The sequence below is a fragment of the Shinella sp. 20P9.1.1 genome (assembly GCF_057798995.1).
The window spans coordinates 118,925-137,931 of sequence record NZ_JBYOLC010000005.1; the positions used below are offsets into that span (position 1 = coordinate 118,925).

At 63.9% G+C, this 19,007-nt stretch carries 18 protein-coding genes and 3 tRNA genes; 5 read left to right on the plus strand and 16 right to left on the minus strand.

Features of this window, described 5'->3' with window-relative positions:
- Positions 1–6: 6 nt before the first annotated feature.
- The 12 genes from nuoG to AC27VQ_RS10670 all read right to left on the minus strand — a co-directional run bounded on the left by nuoG (position 7) and on the right by AC27VQ_RS10670 (position 9,891).
- Complete coding sequence (nuoG, locus tag AC27VQ_RS10615) at positions 7–2,085, minus strand: NADH-quinone oxidoreductase subunit NuoG (protein WP_488716228.1); 2,079 nt, start codon at positions 2,083–2,085, stop codon at positions 7–9.
- 118 nt (positions 2,086–2,203) lie between these two features.
- On the minus strand, positions 2,204–2,878 hold the full coding sequence (locus AC27VQ_RS10620; protein ID WP_488716229.1) for an NADH:ubiquinone oxidoreductase: 675 nt from the start codon (positions 2,876–2,878) through the stop codon (positions 2,204–2,206).
- A gap of 4 nt (positions 2,879–2,882) precedes the next feature.
- Entirely contained in the window at positions 2,883–4,187 is a 1,305-nt protein-coding gene (gene nuoF / locus AC27VQ_RS10625) for an NADH-quinone oxidoreductase subunit NuoF (RefSeq protein ID WP_488716230.1), read from the minus strand.
- Positions 4,188–4,198: 11 nt separating this feature from the next.
- Entirely contained in the window at positions 4,199–5,335 is a 1,137-nt protein-coding gene (locus AC27VQ_RS10630; protein WP_488716231.1) for an NADH-quinone oxidoreductase subunit E, read from the minus strand.
- 16 nt (positions 5,336–5,351) lie between these two features.
- The gene (locus AC27VQ_RS10635; protein ID WP_488716232.1) at positions 5,352–5,588 is read right to left on the minus strand and encodes a hypothetical protein; all 237 of its coding nucleotides are present in this window, start codon (positions 5,586–5,588) and stop codon (positions 5,352–5,354) included.
- Positions 5,588–6,778, minus strand: coding sequence for an NADH-quinone oxidoreductase subunit D (locus AC27VQ_RS10640; protein WP_023513871.1), 1,191 nt, complete (start codon positions 6,776–6,778; stop codon positions 5,588–5,590). The genes AC27VQ_RS10635 and AC27VQ_RS10640 overlap by 1 nt, the downstream gene beginning before the upstream one ends.
- Before the next feature lie 48 nt (positions 6,779–6,826).
- Positions 6,827–7,432, minus strand: coding sequence for an NADH-quinone oxidoreductase subunit C (locus tag AC27VQ_RS10645; protein WP_488716233.1), 606 nt, complete (start codon positions 7,430–7,432; stop codon positions 6,827–6,829).
- Between the two features lie 18 nt (positions 7,433–7,450).
- Positions 7,451–8,032: a NuoB/complex I 20 kDa subunit family protein gene (locus tag AC27VQ_RS10650; RefSeq protein WP_160860354.1), complete on the minus strand. Its 582-nt coding sequence runs from the start codon at positions 8,030–8,032 to the stop codon at positions 7,451–7,453.
- The gene (locus AC27VQ_RS10655; protein ID WP_257947355.1) at positions 8,023–8,388 is read right to left on the minus strand and encodes an NADH-quinone oxidoreductase subunit A; all 366 of its coding nucleotides are present in this window, start codon (positions 8,386–8,388) and stop codon (positions 8,023–8,025) included. Before AC27VQ_RS10655 ends, AC27VQ_RS10650 begins: the two co-directional genes overlap by 10 nt.
- A gap of 277 nt (positions 8,389–8,665) precedes the next feature.
- Entirely contained in the window at positions 8,666–9,553 is an 888-nt protein-coding gene (locus AC27VQ_RS10660) for a prohibitin family protein (protein ID WP_421590912.1), read from the minus strand.
- A 137-nt stretch (positions 9,554–9,690) separates the two neighbouring features.
- Positions 9,691–9,767, minus strand: a tRNA-Asp gene (locus AC27VQ_RS10665).
- A 47-nt stretch (positions 9,768–9,814) separates the two neighbouring features.
- A tRNA-Asp gene (locus AC27VQ_RS10670) sits at positions 9,815–9,891 on the minus strand.
- A 240-nt stretch (positions 9,892–10,131) separates the two neighbouring features.
- Between AC27VQ_RS10670 and AC27VQ_RS10675 the strand changes: the two genes are divergently transcribed.
- Positions 10,132–10,207, plus strand: a tRNA-Val gene (locus AC27VQ_RS10675).
- Positions 10,208–10,283: 76 nt separating this feature from the next.
- Here AC27VQ_RS10675 and AC27VQ_RS10680 read toward each other — a convergent pair.
- Entirely contained in the window at positions 10,284–10,511 is a 228-nt protein-coding gene (locus AC27VQ_RS10680) for a hypothetical protein (protein WP_488716234.1), read from the minus strand.
- Between the two features lie 286 nt (positions 10,512–10,797).
- Here AC27VQ_RS10680 and AC27VQ_RS10685 point away from each other — a divergent pair, with 286 nt between their 5' ends.
- Positions 10,798–11,232 (plus strand): pyridoxamine 5'-phosphate oxidase family protein, encoded by a 435-nt coding sequence (locus AC27VQ_RS10685; RefSeq protein WP_488716417.1) that lies wholly within the window; start codon positions 10,798–10,800, stop codon positions 11,230–11,232.
- Here AC27VQ_RS10685 and AC27VQ_RS10690 read toward each other — a convergent pair whose 3' ends face one another.
- Complete coding sequence (locus AC27VQ_RS10690; RefSeq protein WP_488716235.1) at positions 11,233–11,775, minus strand: Pycsar system effector family protein; 543 nt, start codon at positions 11,773–11,775, stop codon at positions 11,233–11,235.
- Positions 11,776–11,956: 181 nt separating this feature from the next.
- Here AC27VQ_RS10690 and AC27VQ_RS10695 point away from each other — a divergent pair, with 181 nt between their 5' ends.
- On the plus strand, positions 11,957–13,915 hold the full coding sequence (locus AC27VQ_RS10695; protein ID WP_488716236.1) for a CHASE2 domain-containing protein: 1,959 nt from the start codon (positions 11,957–11,959) through the stop codon (positions 13,913–13,915).
- Between the two features lie 3 nt (positions 13,916–13,918).
- On the opposite strand, the gene hutC is transcribed toward AC27VQ_RS10695, so the two are convergent.
- Positions 13,919–14,725: a histidine utilization transcriptional repressor HutC gene (gene hutC / locus AC27VQ_RS10700; protein WP_488716237.1), complete on the minus strand. Its 807-nt coding sequence runs from the start codon at positions 14,723–14,725 to the stop codon at positions 13,919–13,921.
- 19 nt (positions 14,726–14,744) lie between these two features.
- Positions 14,745–16,091 carry a formimidoylglutamate deiminase gene (locus AC27VQ_RS10705; protein WP_488716238.1) on the minus strand — a complete coding sequence of 449 codons (1,347 nt, stop codon included), beginning with the start codon at positions 16,089–16,091 and terminating at the stop codon, positions 14,745–14,747.
- Between the two features lie 115 nt (positions 16,092–16,206).
- Between AC27VQ_RS10705 and hutI the strand changes: the two genes are divergently transcribed.
- Positions 16,207–17,430: an imidazolonepropionase gene (gene hutI, locus AC27VQ_RS10710; RefSeq protein ID WP_488716239.1), complete on the plus strand. Its 1,224-nt coding sequence runs from the start codon at positions 16,207–16,209 to the stop codon at positions 17,428–17,430.
- Positions 17,431–17,471: 41 nt separating this feature from the next.
- Positions 17,472–19,007: a histidine ammonia-lyase gene (gene hutH, locus AC27VQ_RS10715; RefSeq protein WP_488716240.1), complete on the plus strand. Its 1,536-nt coding sequence runs from the start codon at positions 17,472–17,474 to the stop codon at positions 19,005–19,007.

Sequence of the window (19,007 nt, forward strand, 5' to 3'; positions counted from 1 at the left end):
TCGCGCTCATTCCGCCGCGGCTTTGAAATTGTTGCGGGCAAGCGCCGAGCACTCGGCCATGACCGCGGAGGCGCGCGCTATCGGGTTCGTCAAATAGAAGTCTTTGATCGGAGACGCAAACCCGGAATTCGCCATCGTCCCGCCTTTTTTCGCAAGCGCGGAGAGATCGGCGATTTCGCCGGCTGCGATCTCGTCGATCGCGGCGAAATGCGGGTGTGCGGCATAGAGTTTCGCGCGCAGCTGGAGGAGCGAATCAAACGGCAGCTTCTTGCCGAGCACGTCGGACAGCGCGCGCAGGATCGCCCAGTCCTCGCGGGCATCGCCCGGTGCGAAGCCGGCGCGGTTGCCCATCTGGACGCGGCCTTCGGTGTTGACCCAGGTGCCAGACTTCTCGGTATAGGTCGCGCCGGGCAGGATGACGTCGGCGACATGCGCCGCGTTGTCGCCATGCGAGCCGATATAGACCGTGAAGGCAGATTTCTTGGCGAAGTCCATTTCGTCGGCGCCGAGCAGGAACAGCACGTCGGTGCCCGAAAGCATGTCGGCCGCCGTCTTGCCGACCTCGCCCGGCACGAAGCCGAGGTCGAGACCGCCGACGCGCGAGGCTGCCGTGTGCAGAACAGCAAGACCGTTCCAGTCCACCTTGACCGCACCGACCTTCTCCGCCAGCGCGGAAACGGCCGAGAGAACGGCGAGGCCGTCGGCGCGCGACAGCGCGCCCTGGCCGACGATGATCATCGGACGCTCGGCCTTCTTCAGCTTGTCGATGAAGGACAGCGAACCATCGGCGAGAGCGGCAAGCGTGTCCGTGCCCGCGCCGAGATACTCGTAACCGTAGCGCAGCTCCGCCTGTTCGCCGATCACGCCGATCGGGAAGTTGTCCATGCGCCAGCGCTTGCGGATGCGGGCGTTGAGCACGGCGGCCTCGAGGCGCGGATTGGCGCCGACGATAAGCAGGGCGTCGGCCTGCTCGATGCCTTCGATGGTCGGGTTGAACAGGTAGCTGGCGCGACCGAGTGACGGATCGAGCTGCGAGCCGTCCTGACGGCAGTCGATGTTCTTGGAGCCGAGCGAGGCCATCAGTTCGCGCAGCGCGAACATTTCCTCGACGGAGGCGAGATCACCGGCAATCGCGCCGATGCGATCGCCCGAGGTGCCAGCAACGGCGGCCTTGATGGCGCCGAAGGCATCGGCCCACGAGGCCGGCTGCAGGCGGCCGTCCTTGCGGACATACGGACGGTCGAGACGCTGGGTCTTCAGGCCGTCCCAGATGAAGCGGGTCTTGTCGGAGATCCACTCTTCGTTGATCTCTTCGTTGATGCGCGGCAGGATGCGCATGACTTCGCGGCCGCGCGTATCGACGCGGATGGCCGAGCCGACGGCATCCATGACGTCTATCGATTCGGTCTTGTTCAATTCCCACGGACGGGCTGTGAAGGCGAAGGGCTTGGAGGTGAGCGCGCCGACCGGGCAGAGGTCGACCACATTGCCCTGCAGCTCCGAGGTCATCGCCTGTTCGAGATAGGTGGTGATCTCGGCGTCTTCACCGCGGCCGATCAGGCCAAGCTCGGTAATGCCGGCGACTTCCGTCGTGAAGCGAACGCAACGCGTGCAGTGAATGCAGCGGTTCATGATCGTCTTGACGAGCGGGCCGATATATTTGTCCTCGACCGCGCGCTTGTTTTCCGAATAACGCGACGAGTCGATGCCGAAGGCCATCGCCTGGTCCTGCAGGTCGCATTCGCCGCCCTGGTCGCAGATCGGGCAATCCAAGGGGTGGTTGATGAGCAGGAACTCCATCACGCCTTCGCGCGCCTTCTTGACCATCGGCGTGGTCGTGAAGACCTCAGGCGCTTCGCCGTTCGGGCCGGGACGCAGGTCGCGCACGCCCATGGCGCAGGAGGCCGCCGGCTTCGGCGGGCCGCCCTTCACCTCGACGAGGCACATGCGGCAGTTGCCGGCAACCGACAGCCGCTCGTGGAAACAGAAGCGCGGAACCTCGGCGCCCGCCTCCTCACACGCCTGAAGCAGCGTGAAGTGATCCGGGACTTCGATTTCTTTTCCGTCGACTTTCAGCTTTGCCATATCTCAATTCCCGCTTTGACACGAAGCCCGTGTCTCGCCAGCGCCTTTTCTCCGGCATCCGCTCCGGGCTGTCGCCCTTCCCGTTCGCCTTTGTTCCGTCTGCCGGGTCCGGTTGGGCTCAGCCCCTGCCCTTCGCCAGCGTCTTTGCCTGCTCTACCCAGCCGTCGCGGGCGATGCGCCCGCTGAACCCGAGTTCGGCTTCGATCCTTGCCACATCATCGGCCGTGAGGGCCGCGATGTCGGCGTAACGCTTGAAGCCCATGCCGTTCAGCACCTGCTCCAGCTTCGGCCCGATGCCCGAAATCACCTTCAGGTCATCGGCCTTTGCGGCCTTCGCTGCCGGCGTCTTGCGCACCGGCTTGGCTTCAACCGCCTTCGGCGTCGCGTTCTTCTCCCGCGCCACCTTCACCTTCGGCTCGACAACCGGCGTTTCCACCCTTGCTACCGGCTCCTTCGGAACCACCCGCAACTCCGGCTTCGCCTTGATCGGCGCTGCCTTTGTCTCTTCGGCTTCAGCCTTCGCAGCCCGTTCGGCCACTTCGTCCATCGCCGCCTTCGCCTGCTCCGCCGCCGTCTGCATCACGCCCAGCATCATGCCGGCCATCTGGCCTGCGATGCTGAAACCGAGCGCGGTGGTCGCCGCAATCGCCATCACCGGATTTGCCATCAGCGGATGCTGCGACACATCTGGCATTTGCTTCAGCCATGGCGAAAACCCGAAGATATCGGCGCCGGAGGCTTCAGCCGGCGGGACGTTGGTCGCATTCGCATCCTGTCCTACCGGCTTCGTCATCGTCTTACTCCGCTGCTTCCAGCACCGCGCCATGATCCATGGCATTGGCGGTGTACTGGTCGATACGCGCCTCGATTTCGGGGCGGAAGTTGCGGATGAGGCCCTGGATCGGCCAGGCTGCGGCGTCGCCAAGCGCGCAGATCGTGTGTCCCTCGATCTGCTTGGTGACATCGAACAGCATGTCGATTTCGCGCTTCTGGGCGTTGCCGGTGACCATGCGCTGCATGACGCGCATCATCCAGCCGGTGCCTTCGCGGCACGGCGTGCACTGGCCGCAGCTCTCATGCTTGAAGAAGGCCGAGATGCGCCAGATCGCCTTGATGATGTCGGTGGAGCGATCCATGATGATCATGCCGCCGGTGCCGAACGACGACTTCACGTCGCGCAGGCCATCGAAGTCGAGCGTGACGTTCATCATGTCCTCGGCCTTGACGACCGGGCAGGATGCGCCGCCGGGAATGACGGCGAGCAGGTTGTCCCAGCCGCCGCGGATGCCGCCGCCGTGCTTTTCGACCATCTCCTTGAAGGAGATGCCCATGCTCTCTTCGACCGTGCAGGGCGTGTTGACGTGGCCCGACATCATGAACAGCTTGGTGCCGACATTGTTCGGACGGCCGAACGAGGAGAACCAGCCGGCGCCGCGACGCAGGATCGTCGGGGTGACGGCGATCGACTCGACGTTGTTGACGGTCGTCGGGCAGCCGTAGAGGCCCATATTGGCCGGGAACGGCGGCTTCAGGCGCGGCTGGCCCTTCTTGCCCTCGAGGCTTTCGAGCAGCGCGGTTTCTTCGCCGCAGATGTAAGCGCCGGCGCCGTGGTGGACATAGATGTCGATGTCGTAGCCAAGCTTGTTGTTCTTGCCGAGAAGACCGGCGTCATAGCACTCGTCGATCGCCGCCTGCAGCGCCTCGCGCTCGCGGATGAACTCGCCGCGCACGTAGATATAGGCCGCATTGGCGCCCATGGCGAAGGAGGCGATCACGCAGCCTTCGATCAGCGTGTGCGGATCGTGGCGCAGGATATCGCGGTCCTTGCAGGTGCCAGGTTCGGATTCGTCTGCATTGACGACGAGGTAATGCGGACGGCCGTCCGATTCCTTCGGCATGAAGGACCACTTCAGGCCGGTCGGGAAGCCCGCGCCGCCGCGGCCGCGCAGGCCGGAAGCCTTGACCTCGTTGATGATCCAGTCGCGGCCCTTTTCGAGCAGCTGCTTGGTGCCGTCCCAATGGCCGCGGGCCATGGCGCCCTTCAGCGACTTGTCCTTGGTGCCGTAGATATTGGTGAAGATGCGATCCTGGTCTTTAAGCATGGTTCACCTCTTTACCGCGGCTTCTTGCCGAAAACGCGGATGTATTCCGCTTCACCGCCCTTGGCGAGCGCCTCGGCCTGCCTGACCCAGTCGTCGCGCTCGATGCGGCCCTTGAAATTCAGATAGCCGTCAGCCCATTCGCGCTGTTCCGGCGTCCACGATGCGACCTGCGCGAAGGTGAAGATGCCGAGTTCGTGCAGAATGCCCTCGATCTTCTGGCCGACGCCGGAGATGAGCTTGAGGTCGTCGGGCGTTGCCGGGCGTTCAATGCCGGCCGGCCGGTTCTTGTCGTCCAGCGACGGCTTGCCGACGGTGGCGGCGACCGGCTGCTTGGCGGCGGCATCGCCACCTTCCGCGCGCGTGTCGCCCTTCGCCTTGGTGTTGGCGGCAGCTTCAGCCTTGGCGTTTGCCGGGGTCTTCAGCTTGGGATCGGTTTCGACGGCGTCCGTCTTCGGCTTGGCGGCATTCGACGGGGGAAAGCTGACGCTATCCTCATCGGCCTTCTTGGCGCGGGCAGACGGCTTCTTGGCAGCGGTTTCCGGCTCGTTGAGGCTGGTGAGACCGCCGGCCGGCGCGGAGAAGACGCGATCGACCTGCGGGCCGGTCTCGACGGTCGCGCCCTTGCCGGCGTCGAAGCGGTCGATGATGTGCTCGAGCTGCGTCGGCGTCAGGTCTTCAAAACTGTCCTTGAAGATCATGACCATAGGCGCGTTGACGCAGGCGCCCTGACACTCGACCTCTTCCCAGGAGAGCGTGCCGCTCTCGTTGCGGTGGAAGGGCTCGGGATGGATGCGCTTCTTGCAGACGTTGATCAGGTCTTCCGAGCCGCGCAGCATGCAGGGCGTGGTGCCGCAGACCTGGATATGGGCGCGCGTGCCGATCGGCAGAAGCTGGAACTGGGTGTAGAAAGTCGCGACTTCGAGCACGCGGATATAGGCCATATCCAGCATGTCGGCGACGGATTCGATGGCCGCCTTGGTGACCCAGCCGTCCTGCTCCTGCGCCCGCATGAGAAGCGGGATCACGGCCGACTGCTGACGACCCTTCGGATACTTGTTGATGGTTGCCTCTGCCCAGGCTGCATTCTCCTTGGTGAAGGCGAAGCTGGCGGGCTGGACATTGTCATCGGCTAGTCGACGAACGGACATTCTGTAACGCCTTGTCTCAGTTGATCGGCCTGCACTGCGTATTCGCCGTATTGACGAATTCGCAGGCATAGGCCGACTGGTCATTCTGCATGAAGATGACGTAGCGGCTGCCATTCGGCGCCGCCGCCTTGATTTCGTAGCCTTCGCTCACCAGCTGGCCCATCGTCTTGGAAGCGCTGCCCGTATCCGCGTCCTGCGCATGGGCAGCGGTGGCAGCGAGAAGAGCAATGGCGGCGAAGACGACTTTCGGCATCAGCGGTCAACCTCGCCGAACACGATGTCGAGGGAGCCCAGGATCGCCGAGACGTCGGCGAGCTGGTGGCCGCGACAGATGAAATCCATGGCCTGCAGGTGGGCATAACCCGGCGCGCGGATCTTGCAGCGGTAGGGCTTGTTGGTGCCGTCGGCGACGACATAGACGCCGAACTCGCCCTTCGGCGCTTCCACGGCGGCATACACTTCGCCGGCCGGCACGTGGTAGCCTTCCGTATAGAGCTTGAAGTGGTGGATGAGCGCTTCCATCGAACGCTTCATTTGGCCACGCTTCGGCGGAACCATCTTGCCGTCGATCGAGGAGACCGGGCCGACCTTGGCGTCGCCGAGCAGGCGGTTGACGCACTGGCGCATGATCTTGGCCGCTTCGCGCATCTCGATCATGCGGATGACGTAACGGTCGTAGCAGTCGCCGTTCTTGCCGATCGGGATGTCGAAGTCGAGGTCGGAATAGCACTCATAGGGCTGCGAACGGCGCAGGTCCCAGGCAGCGCCCGAGCCGCGCACCATCACGCCGGAAAAACCCCAGGCCCAGCAATCTTCCAGCTTCACAACGCCGATATCGACGTTGCGCTGCTTGAAGATGCGGTTGCCGGTCAGGAGCTCGTCGATATCGTCAACGGTCTTCAGGAACGGATCGATCCACTTGCCGATATCTTCCACCAGTTCATGCGGCAGGTCCTGGTGGACACCGCCCGGACGGATATAGGCCGAGTGCATGCGCGCGCCGCAGGCGCGCTCATAAAACACCATCAGCTTTTCACGTTCTTCGAAGCCCCAGAGCGGCGGCGTCAGCGCGCCGACGTCCATGGCCTGGGTCGTGACGTTGAGAAGGTGCGAAAGGATACGGCCGATTTCCGAATAGAGCACGCGGATCAGCTGCCCGCGGATCGGCACTTCCGTGCCGGTCAGCTTCTCGACGGCGAGCGCGAAGGCATGCTCCTGGTTCATCGGCGCCACGTAGTCGAGGCGGTCGAAATAGGGCACGGCCTGAAGATAGGTCTTCGTCTCGATCAGCTTCTCGGTGCCGCGATGCAGCAGGCCGATATGCGGATCGACGCGCTCGACGATTTCGCCGTCCAGCTCCAGAACCAGGCGGAGAACCCCGTGCGCCGCAGGGTGCTGCGGGCCGAAGTTGATATTGAAATTGCGAACGTTGTGCTCGTTCATGCCGCTTGCTCCAGAGGCCGGCGCCCTAGCGGGTCGCCCGGCCCAAAATCAGTTCGTCTTCGCCTTCTCGTCGCCCGGCAGCACGTAATCCGTGCCTTCCCAGGGAGAGAGGAAGTCGAAGTTGCGGAATTCCTGCTTCAGTTCGACGGGCTCATACACGACGCGCTTGACCTCGTCGTCGTAACGCACTTCCACGAAGCCGGTCGTCGGAAAATCCTTGCGCAGCGGATGCCCCTCGAAACCGTAGTCGGTGAGGATGCGGCGCAGGTCCGGATGGCCGGTGAAGAGAATGCCGTACATGTCGTAGGCTTCGCGCTCGAACCAGTCGGCACCCGGATAGACCGAGAAAGCCGAGGGAACGGGAACGTCCTCGCCGGTCGCGACCTTGACGCGGATGCGCTGGTTCTGGCGCGGCGACAGCAGGTGATAGACCACGTCGAAACGCTCGGCGCGCGCCGGCCAGTCCACACCGCAGACATCGATGAGATTGACGAAGCCGCACTGCACGTCGTCGCGCAGGAACGTCAGAAGATCGAGGATGCGCGCAGCGTCCGTCTTCAGGGTAAGTTCGCCATAGGCGATGTCGGAAGCGGTGACGAGACCGCCGGCCGCTTCGCCGATATAGGAGGAGAGCTCCTGGAGGGCTTCGCTCATGTCTAAAGTCCCCTGCCCTTAACGCTCGATCGTACCGGTCCGGCGGATCTTCTTCTGCAGCAGGAGCACACCGTAAAGGAGCGCTTCCGCCGTGGGAGGACAGCCTGGCACGTAGATGTCGACCGGCACCACGCGGTCACAGCCGCGCACCACCGAATAGGAATAGTGATAGTAGCCGCCGCCATTGGCGCAGGAGCCCATCGAGATGACGTAGCGCGGTTCCGGCATCTGGTCATAGACCTTGCGGAGCGCGGGCGCCATCTTGTTGGTCAGCGTGCCGGCGACGATCATGACGTCGGACTGGCGCGGGCTGGCGCGCGGCGCAAAGCCGAAACGCTCGACGTCGTAACGCGGCATCGACAGCTGCATCATTTCCACGGCGCAGCAGGCGAGACCGAAGGTCATCCACATAAGCGAGCCGGTACGGGCCCAGGTGATGAGCTCGTCCGTCGACGTGACCAGAAAACCCTTGTCGGCGAGTTCGTTGTTGATCTCGCCGAAATAAGCATCGTTGCTGCCGATGGGCTTGCCGGTCGAGGGATCGATGATCCCCTTGGGCTGCTGGGCAACAAGCGTGTTGCTCGTATGAGCTACTCCCATTCGAGTGCTCCCTTCTTCCATTCGTAGATAAAGCCGATGGTCAGGACACCGAGGAAGACCATCATGGACCAGAAGCCGAACCAGCCGAGTTCACCAAAGGACACGGCCCACGGGAACAGGAAGGCGACTTCCAGGTCGAAGATGATGAAGAGGATCGACACCAGATAGAAGCGGATGTCGAATTTCATGCGCGCATCGTCGAATGCGTTGAAGCCGCACTCGTAAGCGGAAAGCTTTTCCGAATCGGGGGCTTTGTGCGCGACGGCAAACGGCGCGACCAGCAAGGCAATGCCGATCACAAGTGCGATACCGATGAAGATGGCGATCGGGATATAGGAACCGAGAAGTTCAGTCATTGGCGTCCATCCTGCCTGCTGTCGGCGCCAGAGAGACGCCTGTTGGTCCAAGACCTGCAAGCCGATAAAGTATGTTGCAACGCCATGTCGTTAGCGCAGCGAGCGTGTCTGCGCAAGGCTTTGTCCGGCTTTCGCCGCAATCATTACATTCTTTTCCCGGCTGCCTGGAAAGGCCGGCGGCGAGGCCATTTAAATCGTTACGATTTCATGACCGTCAGGGCACGGGACGTTTCGCCGCAGGTGCGAAGAAAAAGTGCCGCCCACGCCGCCTCCCCGGCTAGTTCGCATTCAGATTGAGCATCGGGACGGAGCCGCCCGGCAGCATGGTGCGCGGAAGCTGCCCGTCCCATTTCTCCGCCTGCGTCAGCGAGACGAGACCGGGATTGTCCTTCAGCGCATCGCCGCGCGCCTTGATCGCTTCGGCTTCCGCCTCGCCCCGAAGCTTGATCGCCTCCGACTCGGCCTGTGCGGCCAGACGCACCGCATCGGCCTGCGCCTGCGCCTCCGCGCGGCGGGCATCGGCCTGGGCGCGCGCCTGCGTCACCGTGATTTCCGCCTGCACCTTTTCGCGTTCGGCATTCTGGCGCAGCCGCTGCACCTCCACCTCGGCCAGCATACGCTGCTCGATGCTCGCCTCATAGGCTTCCGAAAAATCGATATTCTCGATCTGCACGCTTTCGATCAGCACCGGCCCGGCAATTCCCTCCTGGATCGCCGCCGCAACTTCGGAATTCAGCCGCCCGCGCTCCTGAATGGCCGTCACCGCATTGAATCGGCCGAAAACCGTCTTCGTCTCCTCGAAGACCTTGCGCTCGATCAGGCGGGAAAGCAGCCCGTCCTCGCCGCCGTAATTGGCATAGACGGTCTCGACTCGATCGGCGGGAATTCGATAGTTGACGGAAAGGCGGATATCGGCCGGCTGCTGGTCGCGGCTATAGGCCTCCATCTTCTCATAGACGATGGCCTTGGATTGCACCGAAATCCGCACGACCGAATCAATCAGCGGCAACTTGAAGCCGAGACCGGGATCCGCCGTACCGGCAACGGCGCCATAGCGCAGAATCACGCCGCGCTCGCCTTGGTCGATGGTGAACCACGAGCCAAAGAGAATGCTGAGCGCAACAAGTGCGGCAAAACCGGACAGAGCCATGGTGACGTAACGCATGCGAATCCCCCTCTTCGATCGGGCAAGCTATACGAAGACGGAGGAAGGGCGGCAAACATTCACCGCGAAAGACGAAAATCCGCGCTCAAGGCGTTACGTGAGGAAAAACCGGCAACTGCTTGGAGGAGAAGAAAGAATGGCGCGAGTGACGGGGCTCGAACCCGCGACCTCCGGCGTGACAGGCCGGCACTCTAACCGACTGAGCTACACCCGCGCATCTTATGGACCCTGAGGTCCCGACTGTTTCATCGGCCTTTCGAGTGGCGCGAGTGACGGGGCTCGAACCCGCGACCTCCGGCGTGACAGGCCGGCACTCTAACCGACTGAGCTACACCCGCATCCTCGAAAGCGTCCGGGTGAAACACCCGTCCCGAGCGGCCTGCGCCGTTCGATGAGCGGCTAACTACGGGGTTCGTGTTTGGGTGTCAAGCAGGTTTCAAGACAAAAGAATGACGCGGTGCGAAATGTTTCCACACCCTTTCGCATCTTCGCGGGCCGTTCAAAAAATGTAGAATAATTTGACATTTCCCTCTTGCGGTTCGATCCGGTTCCGCATAGATCACAGCCACCAACGCGGCGGGCGATTAGCTCAGTTGGTAGAGCGCCTCGTTTACACCGAGGATGTCGGCGGTTCGAGTCCGTCATCGCCCACCATTTTTCCCCGCTTTTTCTACCCGATATTGGAAACGACCGGTCCGCTCAGGCTGCGACAGGGTTAGCCTATAGCATTTCATGCCGGGCGGCGTGGGCCGAAATTGATCCTGACGACATTGCAGAATTCCGGCTGCGACTTCACATTTTTCGTTGCCGGACCGGTAACGGCGTCCTGGTTTTGGCCCGCCTCTTCCCTCATTTCCTGGAGTTTCCGGTACAGGTGCACCACGACCTTTTTATAAAAGGACACGACTTCGCGGTGCTCATCGCGCGGAATGTAGAGTTCGTCGAACCGCTTGGTCATCGTCTTCACCTCCTGCTGAAGCAACAAATTCCCCGCGAATGCCGATGTTCCGGCCTGCCGAGCCTCATGGTTAACAGCGAGTAACAACCACGCATGACGAGCTTCACGGAACCTTCGCCACCCCGCGACATTCCCCTATCGAGCGCGGACCGTGTCAACCGTACGCGACGGGGATGGCGAACATGGTGGTTTTTCCGGTTTCTCATCACGGGCAACGAAACGGCAGTCGAGCGCCCCACCTGTCCGGCTCGTCTCACCCTGCAACCCTTTGAAGAGGTCACGCCCCATGTCTTCGATGATGCTTCCCGAAATCGCTCGAAAGCTGGGAAAAATTGACTTTTGCATGATGTCGACGCATGGCGGATCGGCCGCCATCACCAACCGGCCGATGAGCAACAATGGCGACGTCGATTATGATGGCGACTCGTGGTTCTTCTCCTTTGAAGACACCAACAAGGTCGCAGAAATCCGCCGCGATCCGCAGGTCTCGCTGGCTTTCACAGAGCCCCCTAGCCTGCTCGGCAAACCCGGTATCTTCATTTCCATCGAGGGCGAGGCGCGCATCAGCAAAGACAAAGCCGAGTTCGCGGACCATTGGGTTCCCGACCTGGAGCGCTGGTTCACGCAGGGCGTGGACACGCCTGGCCTCGTGCTCATCCAGGTGCGCGGCAAGCGCGTGCAGTACTGGGATGGCGAAGAAAACGGCACTATCCCGCTTTGATCACCGGGTCGCCAGCAGCGCCACATAGGCCAGCACCGTCAGCAGCAGGCCGCGGAACGCGAAGCCGACGAAGCGGTATTTGTCCCGGGCGATAGAGGCCATGGCGTCGGCGTTCTGCATATATTGTTCGAAGAGGTAGTCGATGTCGCGAGCGACTGCCGCCTTGCGAAAATCCTCGCGATGGTGCGGCCAGGCGCCCCAGAACAGCGAAGTGGAATTGTCGACGCGGCGCGGCAGGACGACGAGAATCGCTGATACGATGGAAAAGACGAGAGCCAGAGCGAGCAGGCCGGAGAAGATGTCCGAGGTCCAGTCGCCCTCGGCATAGCGCGACCATGTGAAGACCGCACGGCTTTCCGTTGACGTCACCAGCAGCGCCAGCATGAAGGTGAAGATATAGGCGGCCTTCTGGTCGGACAGCTTCACCTGGTCGTAGAAGACGTCGTTGACGCGGCGGATATGATCGAAATGTTCGAGCGCGATACCCTCGGTGCCGTCGAGCACCGGTTTAAGGATAGCCGCGCGTTCATCGTGTTTTACCATGTCTTGGTCCTTCGCCGTGTTCCAACGTGATAGCGAAGCGCCCCCGGAATGCAACGCCGGCCATGCCGGCCGGCTTGACTTTTTCAGGGGGATGACGAGTGCTGGCGGCCATGCACAATCGCCTGTTTCACTCCAGCTCATACTCCACCGCCCTCCTGCGCTGCCCGGCCGGGGGCGCCGGATGAGCATCCCCTTCCGTCATCCCGGCCTCTGGTCGCGGCGCTCGAAGCGGTTGGCGCTGCTCACCTTTGCGGTCGTGGCCCTTGTTTCCGCGCTGGCGCAGCTGCCCGGCTGGTCGCTCGCCGATCTGCGTGCTTTCGACTATCTCTCGACGATCGACACGCCGAGCCCGCCCAAGGACAGCCCGATCATCGTTGCGATCGACGAACCGTCGCTGGCCGAGATCAATGCGCAGTGGCCCTGGCCGCGCGAGCTGCATGCGCGCCTCATCGAAAGCCTGCGCAAGGCAGGCGCAACTGCCATCGGACTCGACATCATCTTCGCCGAGCCCTCCAACCCGGCCTCCGACGCAGCGCTGGCCGGGGCCATCGGCCCGGATGTCGTTCTGGCGGGGGATGAGAGCACGATCGTCACGCCGCAGGCCGACCAGCTTCTGCGCACCACGCCGCTACCAGCCTTCACCGAAGCGGGGGCCGTGACCGGCATCGCATCCATCGCGCTCGGCGGCGACGGGGTTTTCCGTGACCTGCCGCGCTATGAAGACGGATTTGCCATGTCGCTTGCCCGCGTCGCCGGCCGCAAGAGCGTGTCGCCAGAGGGCCGGCTGCTGCAATCCTTCGGCCCGTCGCGCAGCTATCCGACCGTCTCATATTACCAGGCGCTCGATCCGGAGAGCATGCTGCCGAAGGATACGTTCAAGGGCCGGGTGGTGATCGTCGGGCTCAGCCTGCAGAATGCGCCAGTCATCAATTCGGGCGGTGCGGACGCCTTCGCCACCTCCTATACCGTACATACCGGCCGGCTCGTGCCGGGCGCGGAAATCCAGGCGACGATCTTCGACAACCTGACGGCAGGCGCGGCCATCCGGCAGGCCGGCACACCTTTCGCAATCGCGGCAATCACCCTTGCCGCTTTGCTGTCGGCGCTCTTCGTGCGCCGCGCGACGCGCTGGGAAACGGCGGCGCTCAGCCTCTTTGCCACGCTGCTCATTGGCTTTCTGAGCTTTGCGCTCATCCGCGAGGCGAACCTCTTCATTTCGCCCGTCGGCCCCACGCTTGCGCTGCTTTTTGTCGCCATCGGCCAGACGGCCTTCGACTATGCGGAGGAACGCCGGCAGCGTCGCGAGATCGTGCGCGCCTTCTCGCAATATCTGTCCCCTGCCCTGGTCGAGCGGCTGGCGCGCGATCCCTCCCAGCTGAAACTCGGCGGCGAGCGGCGCACGCTGTCGATCCTGTTTTGCGACGTGCGCGGTTTCACCACCATCGCGGAAGCGCTGAAGGACGATCCGGAGCAGCTGACGACGCTGATCAACCGGCTGCTCACCCCCCTTTCCGATATCGTGCTGAAACATGGCGGCACGATCGACAAATATATCGGCGATTGCCTGATGGCCTTCTGGAACGCGCCGCTCGACGATGGCGAACATGCCCGCCATGCGGTTGCGGCGGCGCTCGACATGCTGGAGGCCATGACAGCGCTCAATGCCGAGCTGCGCGCGGAAGCGACCGCCACCGGAATGCCCTATCACATGCTGCGCATCGGCATCGGCATAAATACGGGCGACTGCGTGGTCGGCAATATGGGTTCCTCGCAGCGCTTCGATTATTCCGTGCTCGGTGACGCGGTCAACCTCGCCTCCCGTCTTGAGGGCGCTTCGAAAACCTATGGCGTGCCGCTGCTCATCGGCGAACGCACGGCTGAGCTCGTCGATGAGCACTTTGCCGTGCTCGAACTCGACCGCATCACGGTGAAAGGCCGGACCGCCGCCGCGCCCGTTTTCACCGCCGTGCGCAACCTGCCGGAGGCGGCGAAGGCCACACATGTGCGCTTCATCGCGGATAAATATGCCGGCCGCCTGACGGCCGACGACACGGCCTTCGACGCCCTTGCGGAGGCAAGCCCGGTGCTGGCGCCCTATTACGAGACGATTCGCGCCGCGCAATTTGCCGGCGGCGCGTGAGGTTCAGACGGTCTGCTTGGGATGGCTCGGGGCGAATTCGGCGACGAGTTCGTGTTTCTCGCCGGGATAGGTCAGCCGCACATGCGTGATGTAGACGCCACCGCTCCAGGTGCGGCGCTCGACGACGAGGCAGGGCGTGCCGGGCGCGATTGCCAGAAGCTCGGCGGTGCGGACATCGGCGCCGACCGCGCGGATACGGTGTTCGGCGGCGCTCCACGGCACCTGGCTGATCAGCCAGGCCCCCGGCGCCGTGCCCTCGAAGCTCTCGTTTGCGGCATCCGGCACCGCGGCGAGGTTGATGAGGCGCTCCTCCAGGCAGAAGGGCTGGGCGCCGGCATAGTGCAGGGCGGAAATCTCGACGAGGCGGGCCTGTTCGGCGAGCTCCATCAGACGGCGGTCGGCCGCCTTGGCGGCACGGCTTAGCCGCGCGCGCCGCTCGTAACGATAGGGCAAGCCAAGCGATTCGACCTCGAGGCGGATGTCGTGGATTTCCAGCACGGCGGACTGGGCGTGCGGGTGCGTGACATAGCTGCCGGATTTGCGGCGTCGCTCGATGAGACCGCGCTTGACGAGTTCGGTGATCGCCTTGTTCACCGTCATGCGCGAGCACTGGTATTGCTCAGTCAGCTCGTGCTCGAAGGGAATGCGGTGGCCCGGCGGCCACTCGCCCGACAGGATCTTGCCCTCCACATCCTCCAGGATGCGGCGGTGCAGAGAGGGCTCCTTGGCCTCGACCCCGTTTTTGTCCTCGTCGGTGGAAATGGTCGCCTCCGGCTTGCCGGGCGCGGAATCGCCCGGTGGCAAAGTCATAACGCCTTTCAAGACAGGCTCAAGCCTCGGCCAGCGCCCGCATGGTCGCGGTGAAGCGCCGGCCGATTGCCTCGCGCGCCACGTGGCGCCCGCCTTCGACCTGCTTGCGGCCATGGACCCAGACGCAATCGACCTCGGCGCCATTGGCGAATATCCAGCCGTCGAGCAGCGCGTCGCCATCGAGATCGATGCCGTGACGGGTCTTCACGCTGACGAAATCGGCGGCCTTGCCTGCTGCGATGCCCGACTCGGCGCCGAGGGCGGCGGCACCGCCGACAAGCGCGCCATCAAAGAGCGCGCGGCCCGTCGAGCCGCCCGGTGCGGCCAGCACGTTGCGGGCGCGGTGGAAGAGGCGCTGCGAATATTCGAGTTGGCGCAACTCATCCGGCAGGCCGATCAGCACATTCGAATCCGAGCCGACACCATAGCGGCCACCGGCGGCGAAGAAGTCCGGCGCCGGGAAGGTGCCGTCGCCAAGATTGGCCTCGGTGATCGGGCAAAGGCCGGCAATGGCGCCGGCTTGCGCCATGCCGCGCGTCTCGGCTTCCGTCATATGCGTGGCGTGGATGAAGCACCAGCGGCCGTCGACCGCCTGGTTGTCCAGCAGCCATTCGACCGGGCGACGGCCGGACCAGGCGATGCTGTCCTCCACTTCCTTCACCTGTTCGGAAATGTGGATATGAACAGGCGTGTCGCCGGCCATGGCGACGACGTCGGTCAGTTCATCCGGCGTGACGGCGCGCAGGCTGTGTGGCGCGACGCCCGTGATGCCGTCGGGCAGCGCATTCGTCAGGGACCGGCAACGCTCCAGCAGGCGGCCGTAGGATTGGCGGTCGTTGATGAAGCGGCGCTGCCCCTCGCCCGGCGCCGTGCCGCCGAAGCCGGCATGGGCGTAGAACACCGGCAGCAGCGTCAGCGCGATACCCGTCTCCGACGCGGCCGATGCGATGCGCGCGGCCATCTCGGCGATATCGCCATAGCGCCCGCCATCCTTGTCATGATGCAGATAGTGGAACTCGCCGACGCGGGTGAAACCGGCTTCGAGCATTTCCACATAGAGCTGGCCGGCGACGGCCTCGACATCGTCGGGCGTCATGGACAGCGCGAAACGGTACATGACATTGCGCCAGCTCCAGAACGAATCGCTGCCGGGGCCGCGCATTTCCGCAAGGCCCGCCATGCCGCGCTGGAAGGCGTGGCTGTGCAGGTTCGGCATGCCCGCGACGATCGTATCGTGGCGCTCGTCGCCAGCTGCTGCGGCCTTGCCCGTTTCCAATGCCGCGATGCGGCCGCCGTCGAGGCTGATCCGCACGTCCTTCGCCCAGCCGCCCGTGAGCAGCGCCTGTTTCGCGTGAATAACGGCCATGGCCCGTCTCCCTCTCCCGATTGCATACAGTCGACGCCGCCGTTCAAAAATGGCTCTTGCGTCCCTTTCGATTATGTATATACATTATCTCCATCACAGGGAAGAGGCAATCACCATGACGGCAACGGAAAAGGACACGGCCCGCGTCTGGCGCAATGCACGGCTCGCGACGCTCAAGGAAAGCCTGCCGGGTCTTGGTATTGTCGAAAACGGCGCCATTGCTGTGGTGGATGGCCGCATCGCGTATGCAGGCCCGGAAGCCGACCTTCCCGCCGAATTTTCGGCTGCCGAAAGTGTCGATTGCGAAGGCCGCTGGATCACCCCCGGTCTCGTCGATTGCCACACCCACCTCGTCCATGCCGGCGACCGTGCCCATGAATTCGAGCTTCGCCTTGCCGGTGCCTCCTATGAGGAGATCGCGCGGGCCGGCGGCGGCATCGTTTCCTCCGTCAAGGCCCTGCGGGAAGCGAGCCAAGAGGACCTGGTGCGCCAGACGCTGCCGCGCCTCGACGCGCTGATCGCTGAAGGCGTGACGACGGTCGAGCTGAAATCCGGCTACGGCCTCGACACGGAAAACGAAGTGAAGTCGCTGCGCGCCGCCCGTCGCGTGGCCGACGAGCGCGACATCACCGTGCGCACCACCTTCCTCGGGGCGCATGCGCTGCCGCCCGAAATGAAGGGCGACAAGACAGCCTATATCGACAAGGTCGTGAACGAGATGCTGCCGGCCGTCGCCGCCGAGGGCCTTGCCGACGCCGTCGACGGCTTCTGCGAGGGCATCGCCTTCTCGACCGACGAGATGAAGCGAGTTTTCGATGCCGCCAAGGCGCATGGCCTGCCGGTGAAACTGCATGCCGACCAGCTTTCCAACCTGCATGGTGCAGCCCTCGCGGCCGACTATGGCGCGCTTTCGGCCGATCACCTCGAATATACCGACGACGCGGGTGCGGCCGCCATGGCGAAAGCCGGCACCGTCGCCGTCATCCTGCCCGGCGCCTTCTACTTCATCCGCGAAACCAAGAAGCCGCCGATCGATCTTTTCCGCAAGCACGGCGTGAAAATGGCCGTCGCCACCGACAGCAATCCCGGCACCTCGCCGCTGACCTCCCTCCTCCTCACCATGAACATGGCCGCAACCCTCTTCGGCATGACCGTCGAGGAATGCATCGCCGGCACGACGCGCGAAGCCGCGCGCGCGCTCGGCCTGGTCGATGAGGTGGGGACGCTGGAGGCTGGAAAGTGGGCCGATTTCGTCCTCTGGGACATCGGCCGGCCGGCGGAACTGGTCTATCGCATGGGCTTCAACCCCATGTTTGCCCGGATCCGCAGCGGACATTGATCACATCGATACGCAGCCGCGCGCTGCATGGGGAATGAACCATGACCATCACGCTTCATCCGGGCTCCGTGCCCCTGAAAACCCTTGAAATCATCTACTGGACCGGCGAGGCCACCAGGCTCGACGCGTCCTTCGATGCCGGCATCGAGAAGGCCGCCGCCCGCATCGCGGAAATCGCCGCCGGCGACGCGCCGGTCTACGGCATCAACACCGGCTTCGGCAAACTCGCCTCCATCAAGATCGCGCCGGCCGATGTCGCCACGCTCCAGCGCAACCTGATCCTGTCGCATTGCTGCGGCGTTGGCAAACCGCTGTCGGAAAACATCGTGCGCCTCATCATGGCGCTGAAGCTGATCTCGCTCGGCCGCGGCGCTTCCGGCGTGCGCATCGAGATCGTGCGCCTTATCGAGGCCATGCAGGCCAAGGGCGTCATTCCCGTCATTCCCGAGCAGGGCTCCGTCGGCGCTTCCGGTGACCTCGCACCGCTCGCCCATATGGCCGCGGCAATGCTCGGCGAAGGTGAAGCTTTCTATGCCGGCGAACGCCTGCGCGGCGGCGATGCCCTTGCCAAGGCCGGCCTGAAGCCCGTCGTTCTCGCCGCCAAGGAAGGCCTTGCCCTTATCAACGGTACGCAGGTTTCCACCGCGCTGGCGCTTGCCGGTCTGTTCCGTGCGCACCGCGCCGCCCAGGCCGCCCTCGTCACCGGCGCCCTCTCCACCGACGCCGCGATGGGCTCCTCCGCACCGTTCCATCCCGATATCCACACGCTGCGCGGCCATCAGGGCCAGATCGACGCCGCCGCCGCGCTGCGCGCGCTGCTTTCCGGCTCCGTCATCCGCGATAGCCACATCACCGGCGACGAGCGCGTGCAGGATCCCTATTGCATCCGCTGCCAGCCGCAGGTCGACGGCGCCTGCCTCGATCTCCTGCGCTCGGCTGCCCGCACGCTCGAAATCGAAGCCAATGCCGTCACCGACAATCCGCTGGTCCTCTCAGACAACAGCGTCGTCTCGGGCGGCAATTTCCACGCCGAACCCGTCGCCTTCGCCGCCGACCAGATCGCCATCGCGGTGTGCGAAGTCGGTGCGATCTCGCAGCGCCGCATCGCGCTGCTCGTCGATCCGGCGCTGTCCTTCGGCCTGCCGGCCTTCCTCGCCAAGAAGCCGGGCCTCAATTCCGGCCTGATGATCGCGGAAGTCACCTCGGCCGCGCTGATGAGCGAAAACAAGCAGATGGCGCATCCGGCCTCGGTCGACTCGACGCCGACCTCCGCCAACCAGGAAGACCACGTCTCGATGGCCTGCCACGGCGCGCGCCGCCTGCTGCGCATGACGGAAAATCTCTCCGCCATCGTCGGCATCGAGGCGCTGGCCGCCGCCCAGGGCATCGAGTTCCGCGCGCCGCTCGTCACCAGCCCGGAACTGCAGAAGGTCATCGCGGCGCTGCGCACCGTCGTCGCCACGCTGGAAGAAGACCGTTACATGGCGCCGGATCTCGCGAGCGCCGGCACGTTCGTCACCTCGGGTGCGCTGGCCGCCTCCGTCTCCAAGGGCATCCTGCCGGTGCTGGGGGCATAA